16 protein-coding genes are annotated in these 19,041 nt (G+C 63.5%); 11 read left to right on the top strand and 5 right to left on the bottom strand.

Translation table 11 applies throughout. The features are described 5' to 3' along the window. Positions 1-66: 66 nt before the first annotated feature. Entirely contained in the window at positions 67-1,266 is a 1,200-nt protein-coding gene (gene tuf, locus OU02_RS00695; protein WP_022857769.1) for an elongation factor Tu, read from the top strand. 89 nt (positions 1,267-1,355) lie between these two features. On the opposite strand, the gene OU02_RS00690 is transcribed toward tuf, so the two are convergent. From OU02_RS00690 to OU02_RS08980, 3 genes are all read right to left on the bottom strand, one after another. Then, positions 1,356-2,036, bottom strand: coding sequence for a Pr6Pr family membrane protein (locus OU02_RS00690; RefSeq protein WP_033488314.1), 681 nt, complete (start codon positions 2,034-2,036; stop codon positions 1,356-1,358). A gap of 183 nt (positions 2,037-2,219) precedes the next feature. Next, a complete protein-coding gene (locus OU02_RS08985) occupies positions 2,220-2,480 on the bottom strand; it encodes a hypothetical protein (protein ID WP_238551880.1) in 261 nt (86 codons plus the stop codon). Then, positions 2,438-2,770, bottom strand: a complete 333-nt coding sequence (locus OU02_RS08980; protein WP_051918181.1) for a hypothetical protein — start codon at positions 2,768-2,770, stop codon at positions 2,438-2,440. The genes OU02_RS08985 and OU02_RS08980 overlap by 43 nt, the downstream gene beginning before the upstream one ends. 267 nt (positions 2,771-3,037) lie before the next feature. Here OU02_RS08980 and efp point away from each other — a divergent pair, with 267 nt between their 5' ends. The 6 genes from efp (at position 3,038) to gmk (ending at position 10,275) form a co-directional block, all read left to right on the top strand. Beyond that, on the top strand, positions 3,038-3,601 hold the full coding sequence (gene efp, locus OU02_RS00680) for an elongation factor P (protein WP_022857767.1): 564 nt from the start codon (positions 3,038-3,040) through the stop codon (positions 3,599-3,601). A gap of 26 nt (positions 3,602-3,627) precedes the next feature. Then, positions 3,628-4,056, top strand: a complete 429-nt coding sequence (gene nusB, locus OU02_RS00675; protein WP_022857766.1) for a transcription antitermination factor NusB — start codon at positions 3,628-3,630, stop codon at positions 4,054-4,056. A gap of 81 nt (positions 4,057-4,137) precedes the next feature. Continuing rightward, on the top strand, positions 4,138-5,376 hold the full coding sequence (carA, locus tag OU02_RS00670) for a glutamine-hydrolyzing carbamoyl-phosphate synthase small subunit (protein ID WP_026643380.1): 1,239 nt from the start codon (positions 4,138-4,140) through the stop codon (positions 5,374-5,376). After that, positions 5,363-8,746: a carbamoyl-phosphate synthase large subunit gene (gene carB / locus OU02_RS00665; protein ID WP_022857764.1), complete on the top strand. Its 3,384-nt coding sequence runs from the start codon at positions 5,363-5,365 to the stop codon at positions 8,744-8,746. Before carA ends, carB begins: the two co-directional genes overlap by 14 nt. Positions 8,747-8,761: 15 nt before the next feature. Further along, on the top strand, positions 8,762-9,679 hold the full coding sequence (gene pyrF, locus OU02_RS00660; protein WP_033488313.1) for an orotidine-5'-phosphate decarboxylase: 918 nt from the start codon (positions 8,762-8,764) through the stop codon (positions 9,677-9,679). A gap of 32 nt (positions 9,680-9,711) precedes the next feature. Next, the gene (gmk, locus tag OU02_RS00655) at positions 9,712-10,275 is read left to right on the top strand and encodes a guanylate kinase (protein ID WP_051918262.1); all 564 of its coding nucleotides are present in this window, start codon (positions 9,712-9,714) and stop codon (positions 10,273-10,275) included. A gap of 12 nt (positions 10,276-10,287) precedes the next feature. On the opposite strand, the gene OU02_RS00650 is transcribed toward gmk, so the two are convergent. Next, a complete protein-coding gene (locus tag OU02_RS00650; protein ID WP_033488311.1) occupies positions 10,288-11,238 on the bottom strand; it encodes a hypothetical protein in 951 nt (316 codons plus the stop codon). A gap of 430 nt (positions 11,239-11,668) precedes the next feature. Beyond that, positions 11,669-13,528 carry a dihydroxy-acid dehydratase gene (gene ilvD, locus OU02_RS00645; protein WP_026643376.1) on the bottom strand — a complete coding sequence of 620 codons (1,860 nt, stop codon included), beginning with the start codon at positions 13,526-13,528 and terminating at the stop codon, positions 11,669-11,671. A gap of 180 nt (positions 13,529-13,708) precedes the next feature. Between ilvD and rpoZ the strand changes: the two genes are divergently transcribed. The 4 genes from rpoZ (at position 13,709) to OU02_RS00625 (ending at position 18,950) form a co-directional block, all read left to right on the top strand. Then, positions 13,709-13,993, top strand: a complete 285-nt coding sequence (gene rpoZ, locus OU02_RS00640; protein ID WP_022857762.1) for a DNA-directed RNA polymerase subunit omega — start codon at positions 13,709-13,711, stop codon at positions 13,991-13,993. A 162-nt stretch (positions 13,994-14,155) separates the two neighbouring features. After that, positions 14,156-15,382 carry a methionine adenosyltransferase gene (gene metK / locus OU02_RS00635; protein WP_033488310.1) on the top strand — a complete coding sequence of 409 codons (1,227 nt, stop codon included), beginning with the start codon at positions 14,156-14,158 and terminating at the stop codon, positions 15,380-15,382. Positions 15,383-15,439: 57 nt separating this feature from the next. Further along, positions 15,440-16,723: a class I SAM-dependent methyltransferase gene (locus OU02_RS00630; RefSeq protein WP_033488309.1), complete on the top strand. Its 1,284-nt coding sequence runs from the start codon at positions 15,440-15,442 to the stop codon at positions 16,721-16,723. A gap of 19 nt (positions 16,724-16,742) precedes the next feature. Next, positions 16,743-18,950: a primosomal protein N' gene (locus OU02_RS00625; RefSeq protein WP_033488308.1), complete on the top strand. Its 2,208-nt coding sequence runs from the start codon at positions 16,743-16,745 to the stop codon at positions 18,948-18,950. Positions 18,951-19,041: the final 91 nt, after the last annotated feature.

Below are 19,041 nucleotides of genomic sequence, written 5' to 3'. Positions count from 1 at the left end.
TAAAATGTAGCAAGTGCCTTGAATGCTCAAGGCTTACTACGAGAAACGTCCAGGAGGACAACACACATGGCAAAGGAAAAGTACGAGCGTACTAAGCCGCACGTTAACATTGGTACCATTGGTCACGTCGATCACGGCAAGACGACCCTGACCGCAGCTATCTCCAAGGTGCTGCACGATGAGTTCCCGGATCTCAACCCGGAGTATGACTTCAACCAGATCGACGCCGCTCCGGAAGAGCAGCAGCGTGGTATCACCATCAACATCGCCCACATCGAGTACCAGACCGAGAAGCGTCACTACGCTCACGTCGACTGCCCGGGCCACGCCGACTTCGTGAAGAACATGATCACCGGCGCTGCTCAGATGGACGGCGCCATCCTGGTTGTGGCCGCGACCGACGGCCCGATGGCCCAGACCCGCGAGCACGTGCTGCTCGCCCGTCAGGTGGGCGTCCCGAAGATCCTCGTCGCCCTGAACAAGTGCGACATGGTCGACGATGAAGAGCTCATCGAGCTCGTCGAAGAAGAGGTCCGCGACCTCCTCGACGAGAACGGCTTCGACCGTGACTGCCCGGTCGTGCACACCTCCGCCTACGGCGCGCTGCACGACGACGCTCCGGACCACGAGAAGTGGGTCGAGACCGTCAAGGAACTCATGAACGATGTCGACGACTACATCCCGACCCCGGTTCACGACCTCGACAAGCCGTTCCTGATGCCGATCGAGGACGTCTTCACGATCTCCGGCCGTGGCACCGTCGTCACCGGTCGTGTCGAGCGTGGCAAGCTGCCGATCAACACCAACGTTGAGATCGTCGGCATCCGCCCGACCCAGACCACCACCGTCACCTCCATCGAGACCTTCCACAAGCAGATGGATGAGTGCGAGGCTGGCGACAACACCGGTCTGCTGCTCCGTGGCCTCGGCCGCACCGACGTGGAGCGTGGCCAGGTTGTGGCTGCTCCGGGCTCCGTGACCCCGCACACCAAGTTCGAGGGCGAAGTCTACGTTCTGACCAAGGACGAGGGTGGCCGCCACTCGCCGTTCTTCTCGAACTACCGTCCGCAGTTCTACTTCCGCACCACCGACGTCACCGGCGTCATCACGCTGCCGGAAGGCGTCGAGATGGTCCAGCCTGGCGATCACGCGACCTTCACGGTCGAGCTGATCCAGCCGATCGCTATGGAAGAGGGCCTCACCTTCGCAGTGCGTGAAGGTGGCCACACCGTCGGCTCGGGCCGTGTCACCAAGATCCTCGCCTGATCTCATCAGACGCGATCTGACACGCTGAACTAGCGTAGAGGGGGCTTCCCTGACGGGAAGCCCCCTCTTGGTATATGCGGGGAAGAGGATCAGACGGTCGCGGTGGATTCAATGCCGCCGTTGCGCTTGGGCGACCCGAGCGCGCGGTCGATGCCCATCAGCACATAGCCGAGCACGATGAACGCGACAAGCAGGATGACCACCCAGCGTACAACGCCCGCCACACCCTGCTCGTCAAGGTTGATGAAGAAGTAAGGATAGAGCTTGGGCACGTTGAGGTCGAATCCCACCATCCATGCACGGATGTAGACGAACGCCAGATACATGAGAGGGAAGATCGTCGAATACAGCGGATATGTCCACTTGACACGGCCGTGTTCGTAGAACAGAATCCAGTCGAAGACGAACAGCAGCGGCAGTACCACATGGAACGAGATGCTTGTGATCGTGAAGTTCTGGGCCGGATCGCGGTCAGGCGCCCCGGCGAGCAGGATGTTGAACACGAAGAATGTCAGCAGGATCGCTGTGACGCTGATGAATTTGACCGCTGGGCTGAGCGTGACGAATCCGTCGGCCTTGCGTTGCGCGGTCTGAATCAGCTCAAGCAGCATGACCGCGATGCACAGGTAGTTGGAAAGATTCGTGAAATACACGTAGAAGACATCGTCGAACGAATGCTCGTAGAAACCGAGGCTGCCGACGATGCCGACGAGGCCGATCGCCACATAGAACGATTGGAATATGAGTTGGGCTGTTCTGCTGCGTACCATAATCACCTTTCGTGGGCAGACGATAAGGCCCGTTGCCGCCGCTGGGCTGCAACGGGCCGCAAGCGCCAGTCTACGGCAATGGCATGTGGCGCGCGCCATGTGCATGCCGAAGAAATCAATGGCCCGGACTTGTGGAACGCCACAAATCCGGGCCATCGCCAAGTGCCGCGTAGCGAGTGCCCGTCACTGCATCGGCATCGCCACAATGCCTTCGGCATGCTTGTCGACGGTTATGATCGACTCCACATTGCCGTTGCGGTCCAGCGTCACCACAACCGGGTCCATGGCCTTGATCGCAGCATCGGAGAACTCGGTATGCCCTGACGGCGAGGATTTGAGCAGCATCATCGGCAGGTCACCGCGCAGGGTCTGCACCGCGTCGGACATGCCCTCGTTGATCATCAGCACCTGCCCGTTCTCCTGACCGGCGTAATCCATGAGCATGCGCACAATGTCGCCGCGGCGCATCGTGGGGAACGCGACGGCGGTGATGTTATCCTCGCGGATGGTGTGGTGGATCGCGTCGACACCTTTGCCGTCGGCATCGATGACCGTCGCGGACGGTGCACGGTCGGCAGCACATGGTGCTCGTCGATCACGCCGAGCTTGCGCTCGTCCGCCAAGGCGTCGACGAGCGACTGGAACGCGGTGACCTTGCTGTCGAGCGGCGCGTGGCCCACGACGATGATGGAACGGCCGTCGAGCAGCGCGTCGGTGATCATTGGATTGTTCATGGTTTCCTCCTATGCAATCCATGCGGTCTGGGCGGTCGGACGTGAAGCGCGCCGACTGCAAACACTTTCCGATATACCGCAAAACATAGGGGGGGGTGGAGGAGCGGGGCGCAAATGATGTCAAGAGCGAACAGGCTTGCATGGCGGCAATCGCGCACGATATGACGGTGTGGTTGCAGCTGTAGGGGGCTTCTGGCATAATGTCGTAGGCTCTATATGGCTTTCAACACAATAGCTTTCCAACGAGCGAACGAATAGGTGAGTATTTTGGCACAGACTACCAACGACATCAAGAACGGATCCATCCTCAATCTGGACGGCCAGCTGTGGCAGGTCATCAAGTTCCAGCACGTCAAGCCGGGCAAGGGCCCCGCCTTTGTACGCACGACGATCAAGAACGTGCTGTCCGGCAAGATTGTGGACAAGACCTTCAATGCCGGCATGAAGATGGACTTCGAGACCGTCGATAACCGCACGCTGCAGTACTCCTATGACGACGGCGACAACTTCGTCTTCATGGACATGACGACCTACGACCAGATCATGATCCCGAAGAGCCTCGTGGGCGACAAGGCGAAGTACCTGCTCGAAGGCACCGATTGCATCGTCTCCTTCCACGACGGCACCCCGCTCTCCGTCGAACTGCCGGCATCCGTCGTGCTGACCGTGACCCACACCGAGCCCGGCCTGCAGGGCAACCGCTCCAACGCCGGCACCAAGCCCGCGACCGTGGAGACCGGCGCCGAGATCCAGGTGCCGCTGTTCATCGGCGAAGGCGAGAAGGTCAAGGTCAACACCGAAGACGGTTCCTACCTGGGCCGCGAGAACTGACGCGCAGATAAAGGACCCACTGTTCCATGGCACGTTCCACCGCTCGCAAACGGGCTCTGAACACACTGTATGAAGCTGACGAGAAGGGGCAGAGCATCCTGTCCCTTCTCGATGAGCGCATCGCCGAACCCGGCGCACAGACACCTCTCCCCGAATACGCCATCGAAATCGTGCGTGGGGTGGCGGACAACCGGCGAGACATCGACGGCCTGCTCAATGAGCATTCCACAGGTTGGAAAGTCAAACGCATGCACGTGGTCGACCGTAATATTCTACGTATTGCGGTATGGGAGATCGTCTACAACGACGATGTGCCCGACAAGGTGGCCATCGATGAGGCGCTGAATCTCGCCAAGCAATTGTGCGACGACGACGCACCCGCCTTCATCCATGGTTTGCTCAGCGCCATCTGCGCAAGCAAGCCGCATGGGGCACCTACCGATCAGACCAACTGAATTCAAGCGCGTTAGGCCGGGTCGCGAGTCTCAACCGGCCGCTATCCACGGTACAACTACCTTGATGAATTGGGGGTTTGGGTGAACCAGCTCGACTCGGCAACCGACAACTACACCGCACAGGATGCTGTGCTCGTCCTCGAAGATGGGCAGGTCTACATCGGTGAACCATACGGCGCCGTTGGGGCCACCCGTGGAGAGATCGTGTTCTCCACGGCCATGACCGGCTATCAGGAGACGCTTACCGATCCGAGCTACGACCGCCAGATCGTGGTGCAGACCTTCCCGCACATCGGCGACACCGGTGTGAACCCCAGCGACCCGGAGTCCTCGCGCATTTGGGTCGCTGGATATGTGGTGCGCGACCCCAGCGTCAATGTGAGCAACTGGCGCGCCACAGGCAGCCTCGATGACGCGCTCGTCAACAACGGCATCGTGGGCATCAGCCACATCGATACCCGCAAGCTTGTGCGCCATCTGCGCACGGCCGGCGTGATGCGCGCGGGCATCTTCTCGGGCGACGCCCTGCTCGACGGCCAAGGTGAGCCGCGCAGCATCGACGCGCTGCTCGACGACGTGCGCCAGACCCCTCAGATGAAGGGCATGAGCCTCTACGACGAGGTGAGCACCAAGGAACGCTACGTGGTCGAGCCCGCCGGCGCGTTCGAAGGCAAGGAACCGGTGGCCACGGTGGCCGCGGTCGATCTGGGCATCAAGGCGATGACCCCGCAGCGCCTCGCCGAGCGCGGCTGCCGCGTGGTCGTGCTGCCGTCGACGACCACGTTCGAGGAAATCGAGCAGCTCAATCCCGACGGCGTCTTCTTCTCGAACGGCCCGGGAGACCCGGAACAGGCCGATGACATGGTCGCCATGCTGCGTGAGGTGCTTTCCGCCGGCTACCCGTTCTTCGGCATCTGCTTTGGCAACCAGCTGCTCGGCCGGGCCCTTGGCTTCGGCACCTACAAGCTCAAGTTCGGCCACCGCGGCATCAACCAGCCGGTCAAGGACGTGACGACCGGCAAGGTGGAGGTCACCGCCCACAACCACGGCTTCGCCGTGGACGCCCCGCTCGGCCAGACCGTGGACGCCCCCTATCAGGATGGCGCATTCGGCAAGGTGTTCGTAAGCCATGTCGACCTCAACGACGACGTTGTGGAAGGCCTGCAGTGCGTCGACATTCCCGCGTTCTCGGTGCAGTACCATCCCGAGGCCGCGGCCGGCCCGCACGATGCCGCATATCTGTTCGACCGCTTCGTCGCGATGATGAACGACGCCAATGCAAAGAATGCCAAGGAGGAATCCACGAATGCCCAAGCGTAACGACATCAAGTCGGTCATGGTCATCGGCTCGGGCCCGATCGTCATCGGTCAGGCCGCCGAGTTCGATTACTCGGGAACCCAGGCGTGCCGCGTGCTGCGCGAAGAAGGCATCCGTGTCATCCTCGTGAATTCCAACCCGGCCACAATCATGACCGACCCGGAGATGGCGGATGCCACCTACATCGAGCCGATCGCCACGCCGATCCTCGAACGCATCATCGCCAAGGAACGCCCAGACGCACTGCTGCCCACGCTCGGCGGCCAGACCGCGCTCAACGCCGCGGTGGCCCTCGGTGAGGCGGGCGTGCTGAAGAAGTACAACGTGGAGCTCATCGGCGCCTCGCTCGAAGCCATCGACCGCGGTGAGGACCGTGAGTCGTTCAAGGAGGTCGTCGAGGCGGCCGGCGCCGAATCCGCACGCTCTGACATCGCACACACGCTCGAGGAGGTGGACGCAATCGCCGAACGCTTCGGCTTCCCGCTTGTGGTGCGCCCCAGCTTCACGATGGGCGGCCTCGGTTCGGGCATTGCGCACAACACCGAGGAACTGCACCGCATCGCCGGCGCCGGCATCCATTATTCCCCGACCGACGAGGTGCTGATCGAAGAGGGCATCGAGGGCTGGAAGGAATACGAGCTGGAACTCATGCGCGACCGCAACGACAACGTGGTGGTCGTGTGCCCGATCGAAAACGTCGACCCGGTCGGCGTGCACACCGGTGACTCGATTACCGTTGCACCGGTCTTCACACTGACCGACCGTGAATACCAGAAGCTGCGCGACATCGGCATCGCGATCATCCGCGGCGTGGGTGTCGACACCGGCGGCTGCAACATCCAGTTCGCGATCCACCCCGCCACGGGCCGCATCATCGTCATCGAGATGAACCCGCGCGTCTCGCGCTCGTCCGCGCTGGCGTCGAAGGCCACGGGCTTCCCGATTGCGAAGATCGCGACGAAGCTCGCGCTCGGCTATACGCTCGACGAGATCCAGAACGACATCACCAAGTCCACCCCGGCGAGCTTCGAACCGACGATCGACTACGTGGTCACGAAGGTGCCGCGTTTCGCGTTCGAGAAGTTCCCGGGCGCCGACCCGACACTGACAACCTCGATGAAGTCGGTGGGCGAGGCGATGGCCCTCGCCGGCAATTTCCAGGAATCGCTCGGCAAGGCCATGCGTTCCATCGACAAGCGCGACATGGGCTTCTCGTGGAGCGGCGAGAAGCCTGGCGAGCAGGAGGTCGCCGAGCTGCTCGAGGCGATGAAGGTGCCGACCGAGCACCGTTACCTGCAGCTCATGCGTGCCATCTGGGGCGGTGCGACCGAGGAGCAGATCTTCGCCGCCACCAAGATCGACCCGTGGTTCGTCAAGCAGTTCATGCTCATCAACGACACCGCGATGCAGGTGCGCGACGCCGAAACGCTGTCGCCGCGTCTGCTCAAGAAGGCGAAGCTCGCCGGTCTGTCCGACCTGCAGATCGCGCGCCTGCGCGGACTGGGCGACGCCGGTGAGAACACCGTGCGCGAACTGCGCTGGAACTATGGGCTGCACCCGGTCTACAAGACGGTCGACACATGCGCCGCGGAATTCGACGCGGTCACGCCGTACTACTACTCGTGCTACGCCGACGAGACCGAGCTGCGCAAGCGCGACCGCGCGGCCGTGATTATCCTCGGCTCCGGCCCGAACCGCATCGGGCAGGGCATCGAGTTCGACTACACGTGTGTGCACGCCGTGCAGGAACTCGGCAAGGACTACGACACGATCATGGTCAACTGCAACCCCGAGACCGTCTCGACCGACTACGACATGTCGGACCGCCTCTACTTCGAGCCGCTCACGTTCGAAGACGTGATCGAGATCTACGAAGCCGAGAAGAAGATGGGTCCGATCAAGGGTGTGATCGTGCAGCTCGGCGGCCAGACGCCGCTTTCGCTCGCCGCGCGACTCAAGGCCGCCGGCGTGCCGATTCTGGGCACGACCCCCGAATCGATCGACCTGGCCGAAAACCGCGAGCTGTTCGGCGAAGTGCTGCGCGCGGAGAAGCTCAACGCGCCGCGCTTTGGCACGGCGCTCAGCCTCGAGGAGGCACTCGACGCCGCGCACTCCATCGGCTACCCGGTGCTCGTGCGCCCGAGCTACGTGCTCGGCGGCCGCGGCATGGAAATCGTCTACGACGACGCGCAGCTCGAAAAGTATGTGAACCGCGCGCTCAACGAAGCCAAGGCCGACACGGTGGTGTCCGGGCGCCTGCCTTCGCCGCTGCTCATCGACAAGTTCCTGCAGGACGCGATCGAGATTGACGTCGACGCGCTGTTCGACGGTGACGAGCTGTACATCGGCGGCATCATGGAACACATCGAAGAGGCCGGTGTGCACTCCGGCGACGCCGCGTGCACGCTGCCGCCGAGCACGCTGAGCGACGACCAGATCCGCCGCCTGCGTGAAGCCACCTACGCAATCGCCAAGGGGTGCGGTGTGTGCGGTCTGATCAACGTGCAGTACGCGTTCATGGCCAACACGCTCTATGTGATCGAAGCGAACCCGCGCGCCTCACGCACGGTGCCGTTCGCGTCGAAGGCCACCGGCGTGGCCCTCGCGAAGGCCGCCGCGCGCATCATGGCAGGCGAGACGATCCAGCAGCAGCGCGACAACGGCCTGCTGCTGCCGCACGGCGACGGTGGCGATGTTCGTCTGGGCCAGCAGGTGGCCATCAAGGAATCCGTACTGCCGTTCAAGCGCTTCCGCACGCCCGTGGGCAAGACCGTCGACATCTTGCTCGGGCCCGAGATGCGCTCGACCGGCGAGGTCATGGGCTTCGACCGCGACTTCCCGCACGCTTTCGCGAAGAGCCAGCTTTCCGCATACGAAGGCGGCCTGCCCACAAGCGGCAACGTGTTCATCTCGGTGAACGACACCGACAAGCGCCAGCTGCCGCTGTTTGCGGTGCGCCTTGTGGAGCTCGGCTTCCAGATCTGGGCCACCGAAGGCACGGCGTCGGTGTTGCGCCGCTACGGCATCGAATCGAAGATCGTTGACAAGATCACGGCGCGCGTGGATTCCGACCCGGACGCCCCGGTCCAGATTGACAAGGCCGAAGGCAGCGTGGGCAAGAACGTGGTGGAGCTCATCGAGGAAGGCGCGATCGACCTGATCCTCAACACGCCGAACTCGCGTGGCTCGCGTTCCGACGGATACTCGATCCGCGCCGCGGCCATCGCCGCCGATGTGCCCCAGTTCACCACGATGACCGAGTTCTCTGCGGTACTATTGGCTATCGAAGCAGTCAAGGCCAATGACTATCAGGTCATGAGCATTCAGGAACATGCCCGTGAACTGTTCGCATTGGAGAGCAAGCAGGCATAGCAAGGCGGTGAAGAGATGAGTTCCGGGCTCACTCCAGAGGAGCAATTTGCGTTGCGGTCCGATTTCGGTCTGCGGCTGAGCAACTCGATGAAGCAGAACGGCCCACTGTGCGTGGGCATCGATCCGCATCGCAAGGTGCTCTCCGAGTGGGGCTATCAGGTGAACGCGGAGGGCGCGGAGCTGTACGCCATGCGCATGCTGCAGGCGGCCAGCGGTCGCGCCGCCGCCGTCAAATTCCAGTCGTCGATGTTCGAGCGCTACGGGGCCAAGGGGTACGCGGCCCTTGAGCGTGTGCTCTATGCCGCACGGCAGATGGACATCATCACCATCGTCGACTGTCTGCACGGCGGCCTGTCCACCACGATCTCCGCAATCGCCGACGCCTATTTCAAGCAGGATGCACCGATGCTCGCGGATGCGATCACCCTGCTGCCGTATTATGGCGCGCGTTCGCTCAGCGGCGTGATCAACGACGCGCTCGACCACGGCCGTGGCGTGTTCATCGCATCGCTCACCTCGAACCCGGAAGGCGCGAGCCTGCAGACGGCGATCCGCCAGACCGGCGAATACAAAGGCAAGACCGTGGCCTACGGCATCGCCAACACCGCGCAAAAATACAACCAAGACGTCAAAGGCCTCGGTTCGGTGGGCCTGATCATCGGCGCCACCATCGGCCAATGGCTGCAGGAAAGCGGTGTGGCGCCCGCCAGCTTTACCGGGCCGATCCTGTCGCCGGGCTACGGCTGGCAGGGCGCCGAAGCGGACGATCTGCGCACGGTGTTCCGCGGTACACACGGCAACGTGCTCGTGACCGTGTCGCGCGCGATCTCGGAACACGGACCGGGAATCCAAGACCTCATCCAAGCCACCGAAAGCATCTCGCTTGACATTCGGCGCGCATTGATGGAAACGCTCGAAGGAGACGAATCGTGACGAATCAGCAGGTACGCACAGGCGGCCGTCTCATGGTGTTGACCGGCCCCACCGCGGTCGGCAAAGGCACTGTTGAGGCGGCGTTGCGCAATCAGCATCCCGAGGTGTGGGTCTCGGTCTCCGCCACGACGCGCGCGCCCCGGCCCGGCGAAGTGGATGGCGTGACCTACTGGTTCATGAGCGAAGACGAGTTCGAAGCCAAAGAGCGCGCTGGCGAGTTCCTCGAGACCGCGCTCGTGCACGGCATGGCGCATTACGGCACGCCTCTTGTGCCGGTGGAGGAGCATCTGGCGGAGAATGTGCCCACCGTGCTCGAAATCGACCTGCAGGGCGCGCGCCGTGTCAAGGAACGCGCGCGCGAACTTGGCCTCGACGTGGTCTACGTGTTCTTGGCGCCGCCGAGCTTTGACGAACTGAAGAAGCGGCTGTTCGGCCGTGGCACCGAGACGCCCGAACAACAGGCGAAGCGCTTGGAGACCGCGAAGGTGGAGCTCGCTGCCGAACCGGAGTTCGACGTGACGATTGTGAACAACACCGTCGAACAGGCTGCCGAAGACCTGTGGAACGTCATCGCAGTGGAATACGGTCTCGACTGAGTGGGTCCCCCGCTAGCGGTGCGCAGCATAGGGGACGCCTGCCTCCTCCAATTTCCGTTGGAGCGGAACCCGATGCAGCACATCGTTATAGGAGAAATGCACGATGCGTGAGACCCCGGCGCGGAGCAGCGCATCGTTGCGTCGACGTTCGCGTTGCACCCGCTGTTCCATGGTCCTACCGCCACCCATTGTCTCATCGAAATATTTCGCCATCCCATCGAACTCACCGACAATGAGAGTGCCGTTGGGCAATCGCCAGAGATAATCGACGCGGTACCATGTGGCGTTCTGGGCGTCGTAGAATTGCACCTGTAGTTCAGGAACGGCGAATCCCAATGAGATCATCACAGCCCTGGCCCAGGATTCACCGCCGTTCTCGCTGCGGCCATCGGTATAGTGCAGCAGTCTCAGCACCGGTTCGGTAGGGCGGCGCAGCGATTGGCATATCCGCAGTATTTCCGGTAACGGTGCGCCATTGTCGACCGCCGCGTCATACATGGGCAGCGCCTCTTCGAACGGCAATGTCAAACCGCAATCCACCACAGTGCGCACGACATTCGTTGTGGGAAGCCCACGCACCTGTGTACAGGTATGCGAATCGGTGCGCAAATGGTGCAGACGTCCGGTTGTCCATGTGCGTGATGTGGCGGCGCAGGTGATTGAGCCGTCTTGCAGGCGCAGCGAAAGAGGCAGGCGCAGTATGGTTGCTGCGGTGACGCCCGCGAACACCATGGAAGGATGCGACTCATGCAGCGTCCGGCACAAGTGCATCGTGCGCTGGTCGGGATTCAGCGATGCCCAATATTCGGCTGTGGTAAAGCAGTTGGGGAACACACACAAGAGATCGCCGTGCCGCGCGCGGTTGTTGAATGCCGCTCGCTCGTTACGCGTCGACCCGTAGGCGCAGCGCTGGTTGTGCCGGGCATCGTCGAGCAGCCGCTCGATGTGCGCATTTCGTCTCATCGCATTCTCCTCGGGATCGAATCCGCTGCTGCATAGGCATTTTGTCCATGCATGTCGCATATACCGTAAATGACGATGGGACTGGGGGCCAATTGGACGACTGTATGTGGTCGGACGGTCGGATTATCCACATGCATGACGACGCGTGACAGTGGAGCGAGGGCGTGAGCAAGCCTGTTTCGGCACCGTAGGATGATTCATTGGGTGCCCTGAGGCCATTGTTGACGAAGTGACGGTTGAAGAATTCGTTTATTGGATATTCTGAGCGTAGTCCGATGAAAGGTACGATGAACTGCGCTTCATTCAAAAAATCTGAGCGAACGCGCTCGGTATGTGCAATGAAAGCTCAGACACAAGGGCGGTGTGGGGGTTGTGTTCGAGGAGAGTCCTGAACACAACCCCCACACCGCCCTTGTGGGAGATACCGCGGTCAGGCGAGGCCGGAGAGCTTGTTGATGAGCTCTGGGTCACGCGTGGCGCCCTTGTCCGCCGAGCGGGCGAACGCGGCGAAGGCCTTGAGCGCCTGGCTCACCTGACGGTCACGGTGCGCCACATAGCCGTCACCGGCCTCGAGCTTGGCGCGGCGTTCGGCGAGTTCCTCGTCGCTCAGCTCCACATTGATCGTGCGGTTCGGAATGTCGATCACAATCATGTCGCCGTTTTCGACGAGGGCAATCGGACCGCCGCTCGCCGCCTCCGGCGCCACATGGCCGATCGACAGGCCGGAGGAACCGCCGGAATAGCGGCCGTCGGTGATGAGCGCGACCTCTTTGCCGATGCCCTTGCCCTTGACGAACGAGGTGGGGTAGAGCATCTCCTGCATGCCCGGGCCGCCCTTGGGGCCCTCATAGCGGATGATCAGCGCCTGGCCGGGCTTGAGCGTGTCGTTGAGGATCACTTCGATCGCCTGTTCCTGTGATTCGACGACGAGCGCCGGCCCACGGAACGTCCAGATCTCCTTCGGCACGCCTGCGGTCTTCACCACGCAGCCGTCCGGCGCGAGGTTGCCGCGCAGCACGGCGAGGCCGCCTTCGGTCACCGCCGGGTGGTCGATGTCGTGGATCGCGCCGTTGACGCGGTCGGTGTCGAGCGACTCGAACGTCGTCTCATGCGTCCACGGTTCGGGCGAGACGATGTGGCCGGGGGCGGCCTTGAAGAAGTCGCGCGCCTCCTCGGTGCAGGTGTCGCGCATGATGTCCCAGTCCGCGAGCTTGGCTTCGAGCGAGGGGTAGTCCACCGAATGCACGTCGCGGTGCAGCTTGCCCGCGCGGTCGAGCTCGCCGAGGATGCCGGTGATGCCACCGGCGCGGTGCACGTCGGAAATCTCCCATTCGCCCGACGGCGACGCCTTGCAGATGCACGGCACAGTGTGGCTGATGCGCTCGATGTCGTCGAGCGTGAAGTCGACGTCGGCGCTCTGCGCCATCGCGAGGATGTGCAGCACCGTGTTCGTGGAGCCGCCCATCGCCACGTCCATCGTCATCGCGTTCTCGAACGCGTGCTTGGTGGCGATCGAACGCGGCAGCACCGACTCGTCGTCGTGCTGGTAGTAGCGGTTCGCGATGTCGACCACGGTCTGCGCGGCACGCTCGAACAGCTGCTTGCGGTAGCCGTGCGAGGCGAGCACGGTGCCGTTGCCGGGCAGTGCGAGGCCGATCGCCTCGTTGAGGCAGTTCATCGAATTGGCGGTGAACATGCCGGCGCACGAACCGCACGTGGGGCACACGGTGCGTTCGTAGGCGAGCAGGTCCTCGTCGGTCATGTTGTCGTCGGCCGAGGCGTACATCACGTCGATCAGGTCGGTGTTCTCCTTGACGGTGCCGTCGGGCAGCACCGTTGTGCCGGCCTCCATCGGACCGCCGGAGACGAACACGGTGGGGATGTTGAGGCGCAGCGCGGCCATGAGCATGCCCGGCGTGATCTTGTCGCAGTTCGAGATGCAGATGAGCGCGTCGGCGCAGTGCGCGTTGACCTGGTATTCCACGGTGTCGGCGATGATCTCGCGGCTCGGCAGCGAATACAGCATGCCGGTGTGGCCCATGGCGATGCCGTCGTCGACGGCCATCGTGTTGAATTCGCGCGGGATGCCGCCCGCCTGTTTGACCGCTTCGGAGACGAGGCGGCCCACCTTGTTCAGATGCACGTGCCCGGGCACGAATTCGTCGAACGAGTTGGCGATGGCAACGATCGGCTTGCCGAAGTCCTTGCCGTCCACACCGGCCGCACGGTAGAGCGCACGCGCACCGGCGAAGATTCTTCCATTCATGATTTTTGCAGATCGCATTTCCATAAGGCACCATTCAACCCGAATCCCACTGAAAAGTCAGTACCTTGGGTCACATGGTGGGCAATATTTGACAAATCTTGACAATTGCGTGCGCGCTGTTGGTCATGGTGGCGCAAATCAATGGCTTGCGGTAGAGTGGACTCTTTGAGACAAGCATTTGCGAGTGATTTGGAGATCTCTACTATGGCATTCGGCACCGAGCCTACACCAACCGGACTTGCAGATCCACCGATTGACGATCTTATGGAGCACGCCGATTCGAAGTACGCGCTGGCGATCTTCGCGGCGAAGCGCGCACGTCAGATCAACTCCTACTTCACGCAGCTCAACGAAGGCCTGCTGCAGAACGTGGGCCCGCTCGTGGAGTACGAGAGCCAGGAAAAGCCGCTGTCCATCGCGTTCCGCGAGATCAATGAGGGCCTGCTCGAAGAGACCCTCGGCGAAGACGACCTGAGCGAAGGCAACTGACCGGACGCATCCATCGGCAATGCCCCGGCACGCGAGGCGCCTGCCTGCGCGCGCCGGGGCATTGCCGCACTTATGCGCACTTGGGTGCGTGGGCCATGGCCATTTTGCGCGCCTGCACACAATGCACACATGTGACTGATTGAGTACCAAGGGGAGACACACATGGCAGAGCTCAAATTGATTTCCGCGGAATCGGTGACCGAAGGCCACCCGGACAAGGTCTGCGACCAGATTTCCGACGCGATCCTCGACGACATGCTGCGGCAGGACCCGCATGCGCATGTGGCGGTGGAGACTTCGGCCACAACCGGCCAGTTCTTTGTCTTCGGCGAAGTGACGAGCGAAGGCTACAGCGACATCCAGCACATCGTGCGTTCCGTGGTGCGTGACATTGGCTATACGAGCTCCGAAGTCGGCCTTGACGCCGACTCATGCGGCGTGCTTGTGGCAATCACCGAGCAGAGCCCGGAGATCAACCAGGGCGTGTCGCGCCTTTCGCGTGACGAGGAGACCGCGGCCTCGCGCGAAGAGCGGTATGAGGCGCAGGGCGCCGGCGATCAGGGCGTGATGTTCGGCTATGCCAGTGACGAGACCGATGTGCTCATGCCCCTGCCGATCCATTTGGCGCACAAACTCGCCCAGCGGCTGACCAAAGTGCGCAAGAGCGGCGAGGTGCCTTCGCTGCGCCCAGACGGCAAGACGCAGGTGACGATCGAATACGACGAGCATGATGTGCCCCGGCGTGTGGACACCGTGCTCGTGTCGACCCAGCATGACCCCGCCGTGCGTCAGGACTGGCTGCGCGAACAGCTCAATGAGCATGTCATCATGCCTGTGCTCGACGAGGTGCTGGGCGACCGCGTGCGCCACGACGACTACCGTGTGCTCGTGAACCCGACCGGATCGTTCATCATGGGAGGTCCGGCCGCCGACGCCGGCTTGACCGGCCGCAAGATCATCGTCGACACCTACGGTGGCGCCGCGCACCATGGCGGCGGCGCGTTCTCCGGCAAGGACCCGAGCAAGGTGGACCGTTCGGCCGCCTACGCCGCGCGGTGGGTGGCCAAGAACATCGTGGCCGCCGGCCTTGCACACAAAGTTGAAGTGCAGGTTGCGTACGCAATCGGCGTAGCCGAACCGGTGAGCATTAATGTGGAGACGTATGGCACCGAGATGGACGGTGTGACGCGCGACCAGATCCAGTGTGCGGTGCGCCGGGTGTTCGACCTGCGCCCTGCGGCGATTGTGGACGAACTCGACCTGCTGCGCCCGATCTACGCCAAGACGGCTGCCTACGGCCATTTCGGCCGTGAGGAAGACGGCTTCACTTGGGAGCGCACCAACAAAGTCGCACAGCTCAAGGCCGCGATTGCCGAAGACCAGGCCTGAGCTTGACCGGCCGGCCATGACTCATGGCCGGCCGGACCGCAATGGAAAGGGGCAGATATGGTGGCTATGAGTGTGGGGCAGATGGTGGAGCTGTTTGTGAAGCCGGGAGCCCCGATATATGTCAAGGCCTTTGACGGCTCCACCTATGGCAGCGAAGACGCGCCGGTGACCTTGGTCATCAGGAATTCGCGGGCGATCTATTATCTCATCAACGCGCCGGGCGAACTCGGTCTGGCCCGCGCCTACTTGCAGGGGGACATCGATTCGCCGCAACTCGACCCGGGCGATCCATACGCGTTGTTCGGCAAGCTCGTGGACGTCAAGCCGTATCTGCGCACGCCGAACCCGGCGCAATTGGCGAAGGCGCTCGCATCGGTCGCCTCGCATGGCATCCGCAGGCCCGAACCGCCGGCGATCGAAGGCCCGGGGCGCATGCGCCGCATGAGCGAAGGCCTGCTGCCGCATACGCGCAAAGGCGACGCGGCCACGGTCAGCTACCATTACGACCAGTCGAACGATTTCTACGCGCTGTTCCTTGGGCCTTCCATGACCTACACATGCGCCGTGTTCGATTCGCCCGACACCTCGCTCGAAGCCGCGCAGAAAGCGAAGCTCGACCTGGTGCTAGACAAGCTCGCGCTCAAACCGGGCGACCGTCTGCTTGACATCGGGTGCGGTTGGGGGTCGATGGCCATCGAGGCCGCGAAGCGTGGCATCCATACGCTCGGCGTCACGCTGTCCGAAGAGCAGGCGGAGTGGGCCCAGCGTTGGATCCGCCAAGAGGGCCTGCAGGACCTCGCCGAAGTGCGTCTCATGGATTACCGTGATGTGCCGGAAGGCGATTTCGACGGCATCTGCTCGCTCGGCATGATGGAGCATGTGGGCTACAAGCATTACCCGGCCTATTTCCAGGAGATCTACAACAAGCTCAAGCCCGGCGCCATGCTGCTCAACCACCAGATCACGCGGTGCAATTCGCATCAGGGCAAGAAGGCGGGCGAGTTCATCGACCGCTACATCTTCCCCGACGGCGAGCTGTCGAGCCCGGCCGAAATCGAGATGACGATCCAGGACACCGGCTTCGAGGTCATCAACCAAGAGAACCTGCGGCAGCATTATGCGCTCACACTGCACCGGTGGAACGAGAACCTTTCGGCCCACTGGAGCCAGGCCACCGCGATGGTCGGCGAGCCGAAGGCACGCCTGTGGGGCCTGTACATGGCCGGCTGCGCATACAACTTCGAGCACAACAACATCCAGATCCACCAGTTCCTGTGCGTGAAGCCGGACAGGACCGGGACCGACGTGTACCCGCTGCGCCCGTGGTGGCCGCGCCACTGAGCGTGTACGCTCATACAGCATGACGACCGATGCACAACAACCCGCGTTCGAAGGGCTCGAACCCCGGCGCCGCCGGCGCCGCCAGGCGGAACGCACGGCCGCGCCGCACCTGCCCGTCGCCCATGTGGTGCTCGACATCCAAGCGGCGCATCTGGGCCAGCCCTTCGACTACCTGATCGACGAGAAGCAGTCCGAGGCCGCGCAGCCCGGTTGTCTGGTGCGCGTGCGCTTCGGCGGCCAGCGCGTGTCGGGCGTCATCTGGTCGCGCAGCGAGACGAGCGAGACCGATGCATCCGCGCTGCGGTTCATCGAACGCGTGCTCTCGCCGCACCCCATCGTGTCCGCGTCCATGCGTGGCGACATCACGGCGATCGCGGACGCCTACGGCGGCACACGCGCGAACATCGTGCGCGTGGCGGTGCCCACGCGCGTCGCCGCCGTGGACCGCGAATCATTCGCACCGGCGGACGGCACCGAGCTGCGCGAACGCTGTGCGCAGTCCGCCGCCCGCGCCTACAAGGCGTTCGCGCGCGGATACGAGCAGGCGCGGCTTGTCGACGAGGCGCTCGCCGCGGACGGATTCGCCTCGTTCGTCATCGACGGGCTGCCGGGGGAGGGCCGGTGGCGTGAGGACTTCGCATGGATGGCGCTGCGCGCGCTCGCCTCGGGCAAATCCGCGGTGTTCGTCATGCCGACGATGCGCGAGGTGTGGGCGCTCATGCACACGTTGAACGCCGTGGGATTGCGCGCGTGGGCGCCCGACGAATCCGGCGGCTCGAGCGGCGACGTGGCCGTGTTGAGCGCATCGCTCAGCCCAGCGGAACGCTACCGCGCGTACCGGGCCGTGCTGGCCGGTCAGGTGCGGTGCGTGGTCGGCCTGCGCGCGGCGATGTATGCGCCGGTCGACGGCCCCGCGTTGTTCGCGGTGCTCGACGACGCCGCGTACCAGTACGCCGATGGATTGGCGCCGTATGCGAACGCGCGCGGCGTGTGCCGTCTGCGCGCGGGGTTGCATGACGGCGTGTTCGTGGCCTACGCGCAGGCGCGCAGTGTGCTCAGCCAATGGGAGTGCGAGCGCGCGGAGTCGGTGGGGTTGGGAGTGTGCGGCCCGAGCGCCGCGGTCCACGGCTACCGTGATGCGCTTGCGGCGAGTGCGCCGCCGGTCCGTTGGCTCAACCGCGACGAATTGATGCGTCTTGCGGATGCGAGCGTCGGCGCGCGCGTGCCGCATACCGCAGTGCGCGTGTTGTCGAAGGCGCTTGAACAGGGACCGGTTTTGCTGTCGATTCCGGGCGATGGAGTGAGCGAGTCGTTGAGTTGCGCGCAGTGTCTGGCGCTTGCGCGGTGCATGCGCTGCACGGGCCCGCTCGAGCGTGTGGGCGTGGGCCAGACGCCGCGGTGCCGGTGGTGTGGGGCTGCAGCGGTGCATTGGCACTGTGCGCGGTGCGGTGGTGAGCGGTTGCGCGTGATCCGCGTGGGCGCCGCTGGTACCGCGCGCGAATTGCGTGGATTGTTCCGCGAGATGCCGATGGTGCTGTCGAGCCCGCATCAGGCCGAAGGCGTGATCGAGCAGGTCGCGGATGCGCCGGTCATCGTGATCGCGACGCCCGGCGCGGAGCCGCGCGTGCGCCCGGGCGGCGCGTCCGGCGGCCGTTACCGGGCCGTGGCGATTCTGGACGCGTGGACGAGCCTGTACTCGCAGCGCATGGATGCGCGCGTCGATGTATTGCGCACGTGGATGCACACAATGTCGTATTGCAATGCGCGCGTAGATGGCGGGGTCGGACTGTTGCTCGGCGAGACCGATCCGCTCATCGCGCAGGCGCTGATGACGTGGGATCCGCGCGTGCTGGCCGGACGGGAGTTGCGCGAACGTGAGGAGACCGCGTTGCCGCCGGCGTTGAGCGCAGCGTGTGTGTGGGGGCGCAACGACGCCGTGACGTGGATGTTGCGCGAAATCGGCGTGCGCGGCGGCGATTGGGCGACGCTGCAATGGCAGGGCCAGCGGATCGACAGCGTGTTGGGGCCGGTGCCGATTCCACAGGCGCGCACGGTCGATGCGCGTGAGATCGAGGAGATGGGCGACCGGGTGAAGGCCGTGGTGCGCGTACCGCACTCTCGGCGCGCCGAACTGGCGAAACGGGTGCGTGTGGCGCTTGCCCGGCATGTCGCGTCACGCGCTGGCGGCGAATTGCGTTGCCGGTTGGACCCCAAAGATTTGCTGTGACCTGAACGGGCTGGCACGGCAGGACGGTGGACTACGATGGTAGACCGTCGGCCGTGGCAACGGCCAGGAAACCGAACGAGGAGGAACTGGT

Source organism: Bifidobacterium pseudolongum subsp. pseudolongum DSM 20099 (genome assembly GCF_000771225.1).
Taxonomy (GTDB): Bacteria; Actinomycetota; Actinomycetes; order Actinomycetales; family Bifidobacteriaceae; genus Bifidobacterium; species Bifidobacterium pseudolongum.
Note: the sequence above shows the minus strand (reverse complement) of the source record. Positions and strands in the feature narration are given on the sequence as shown.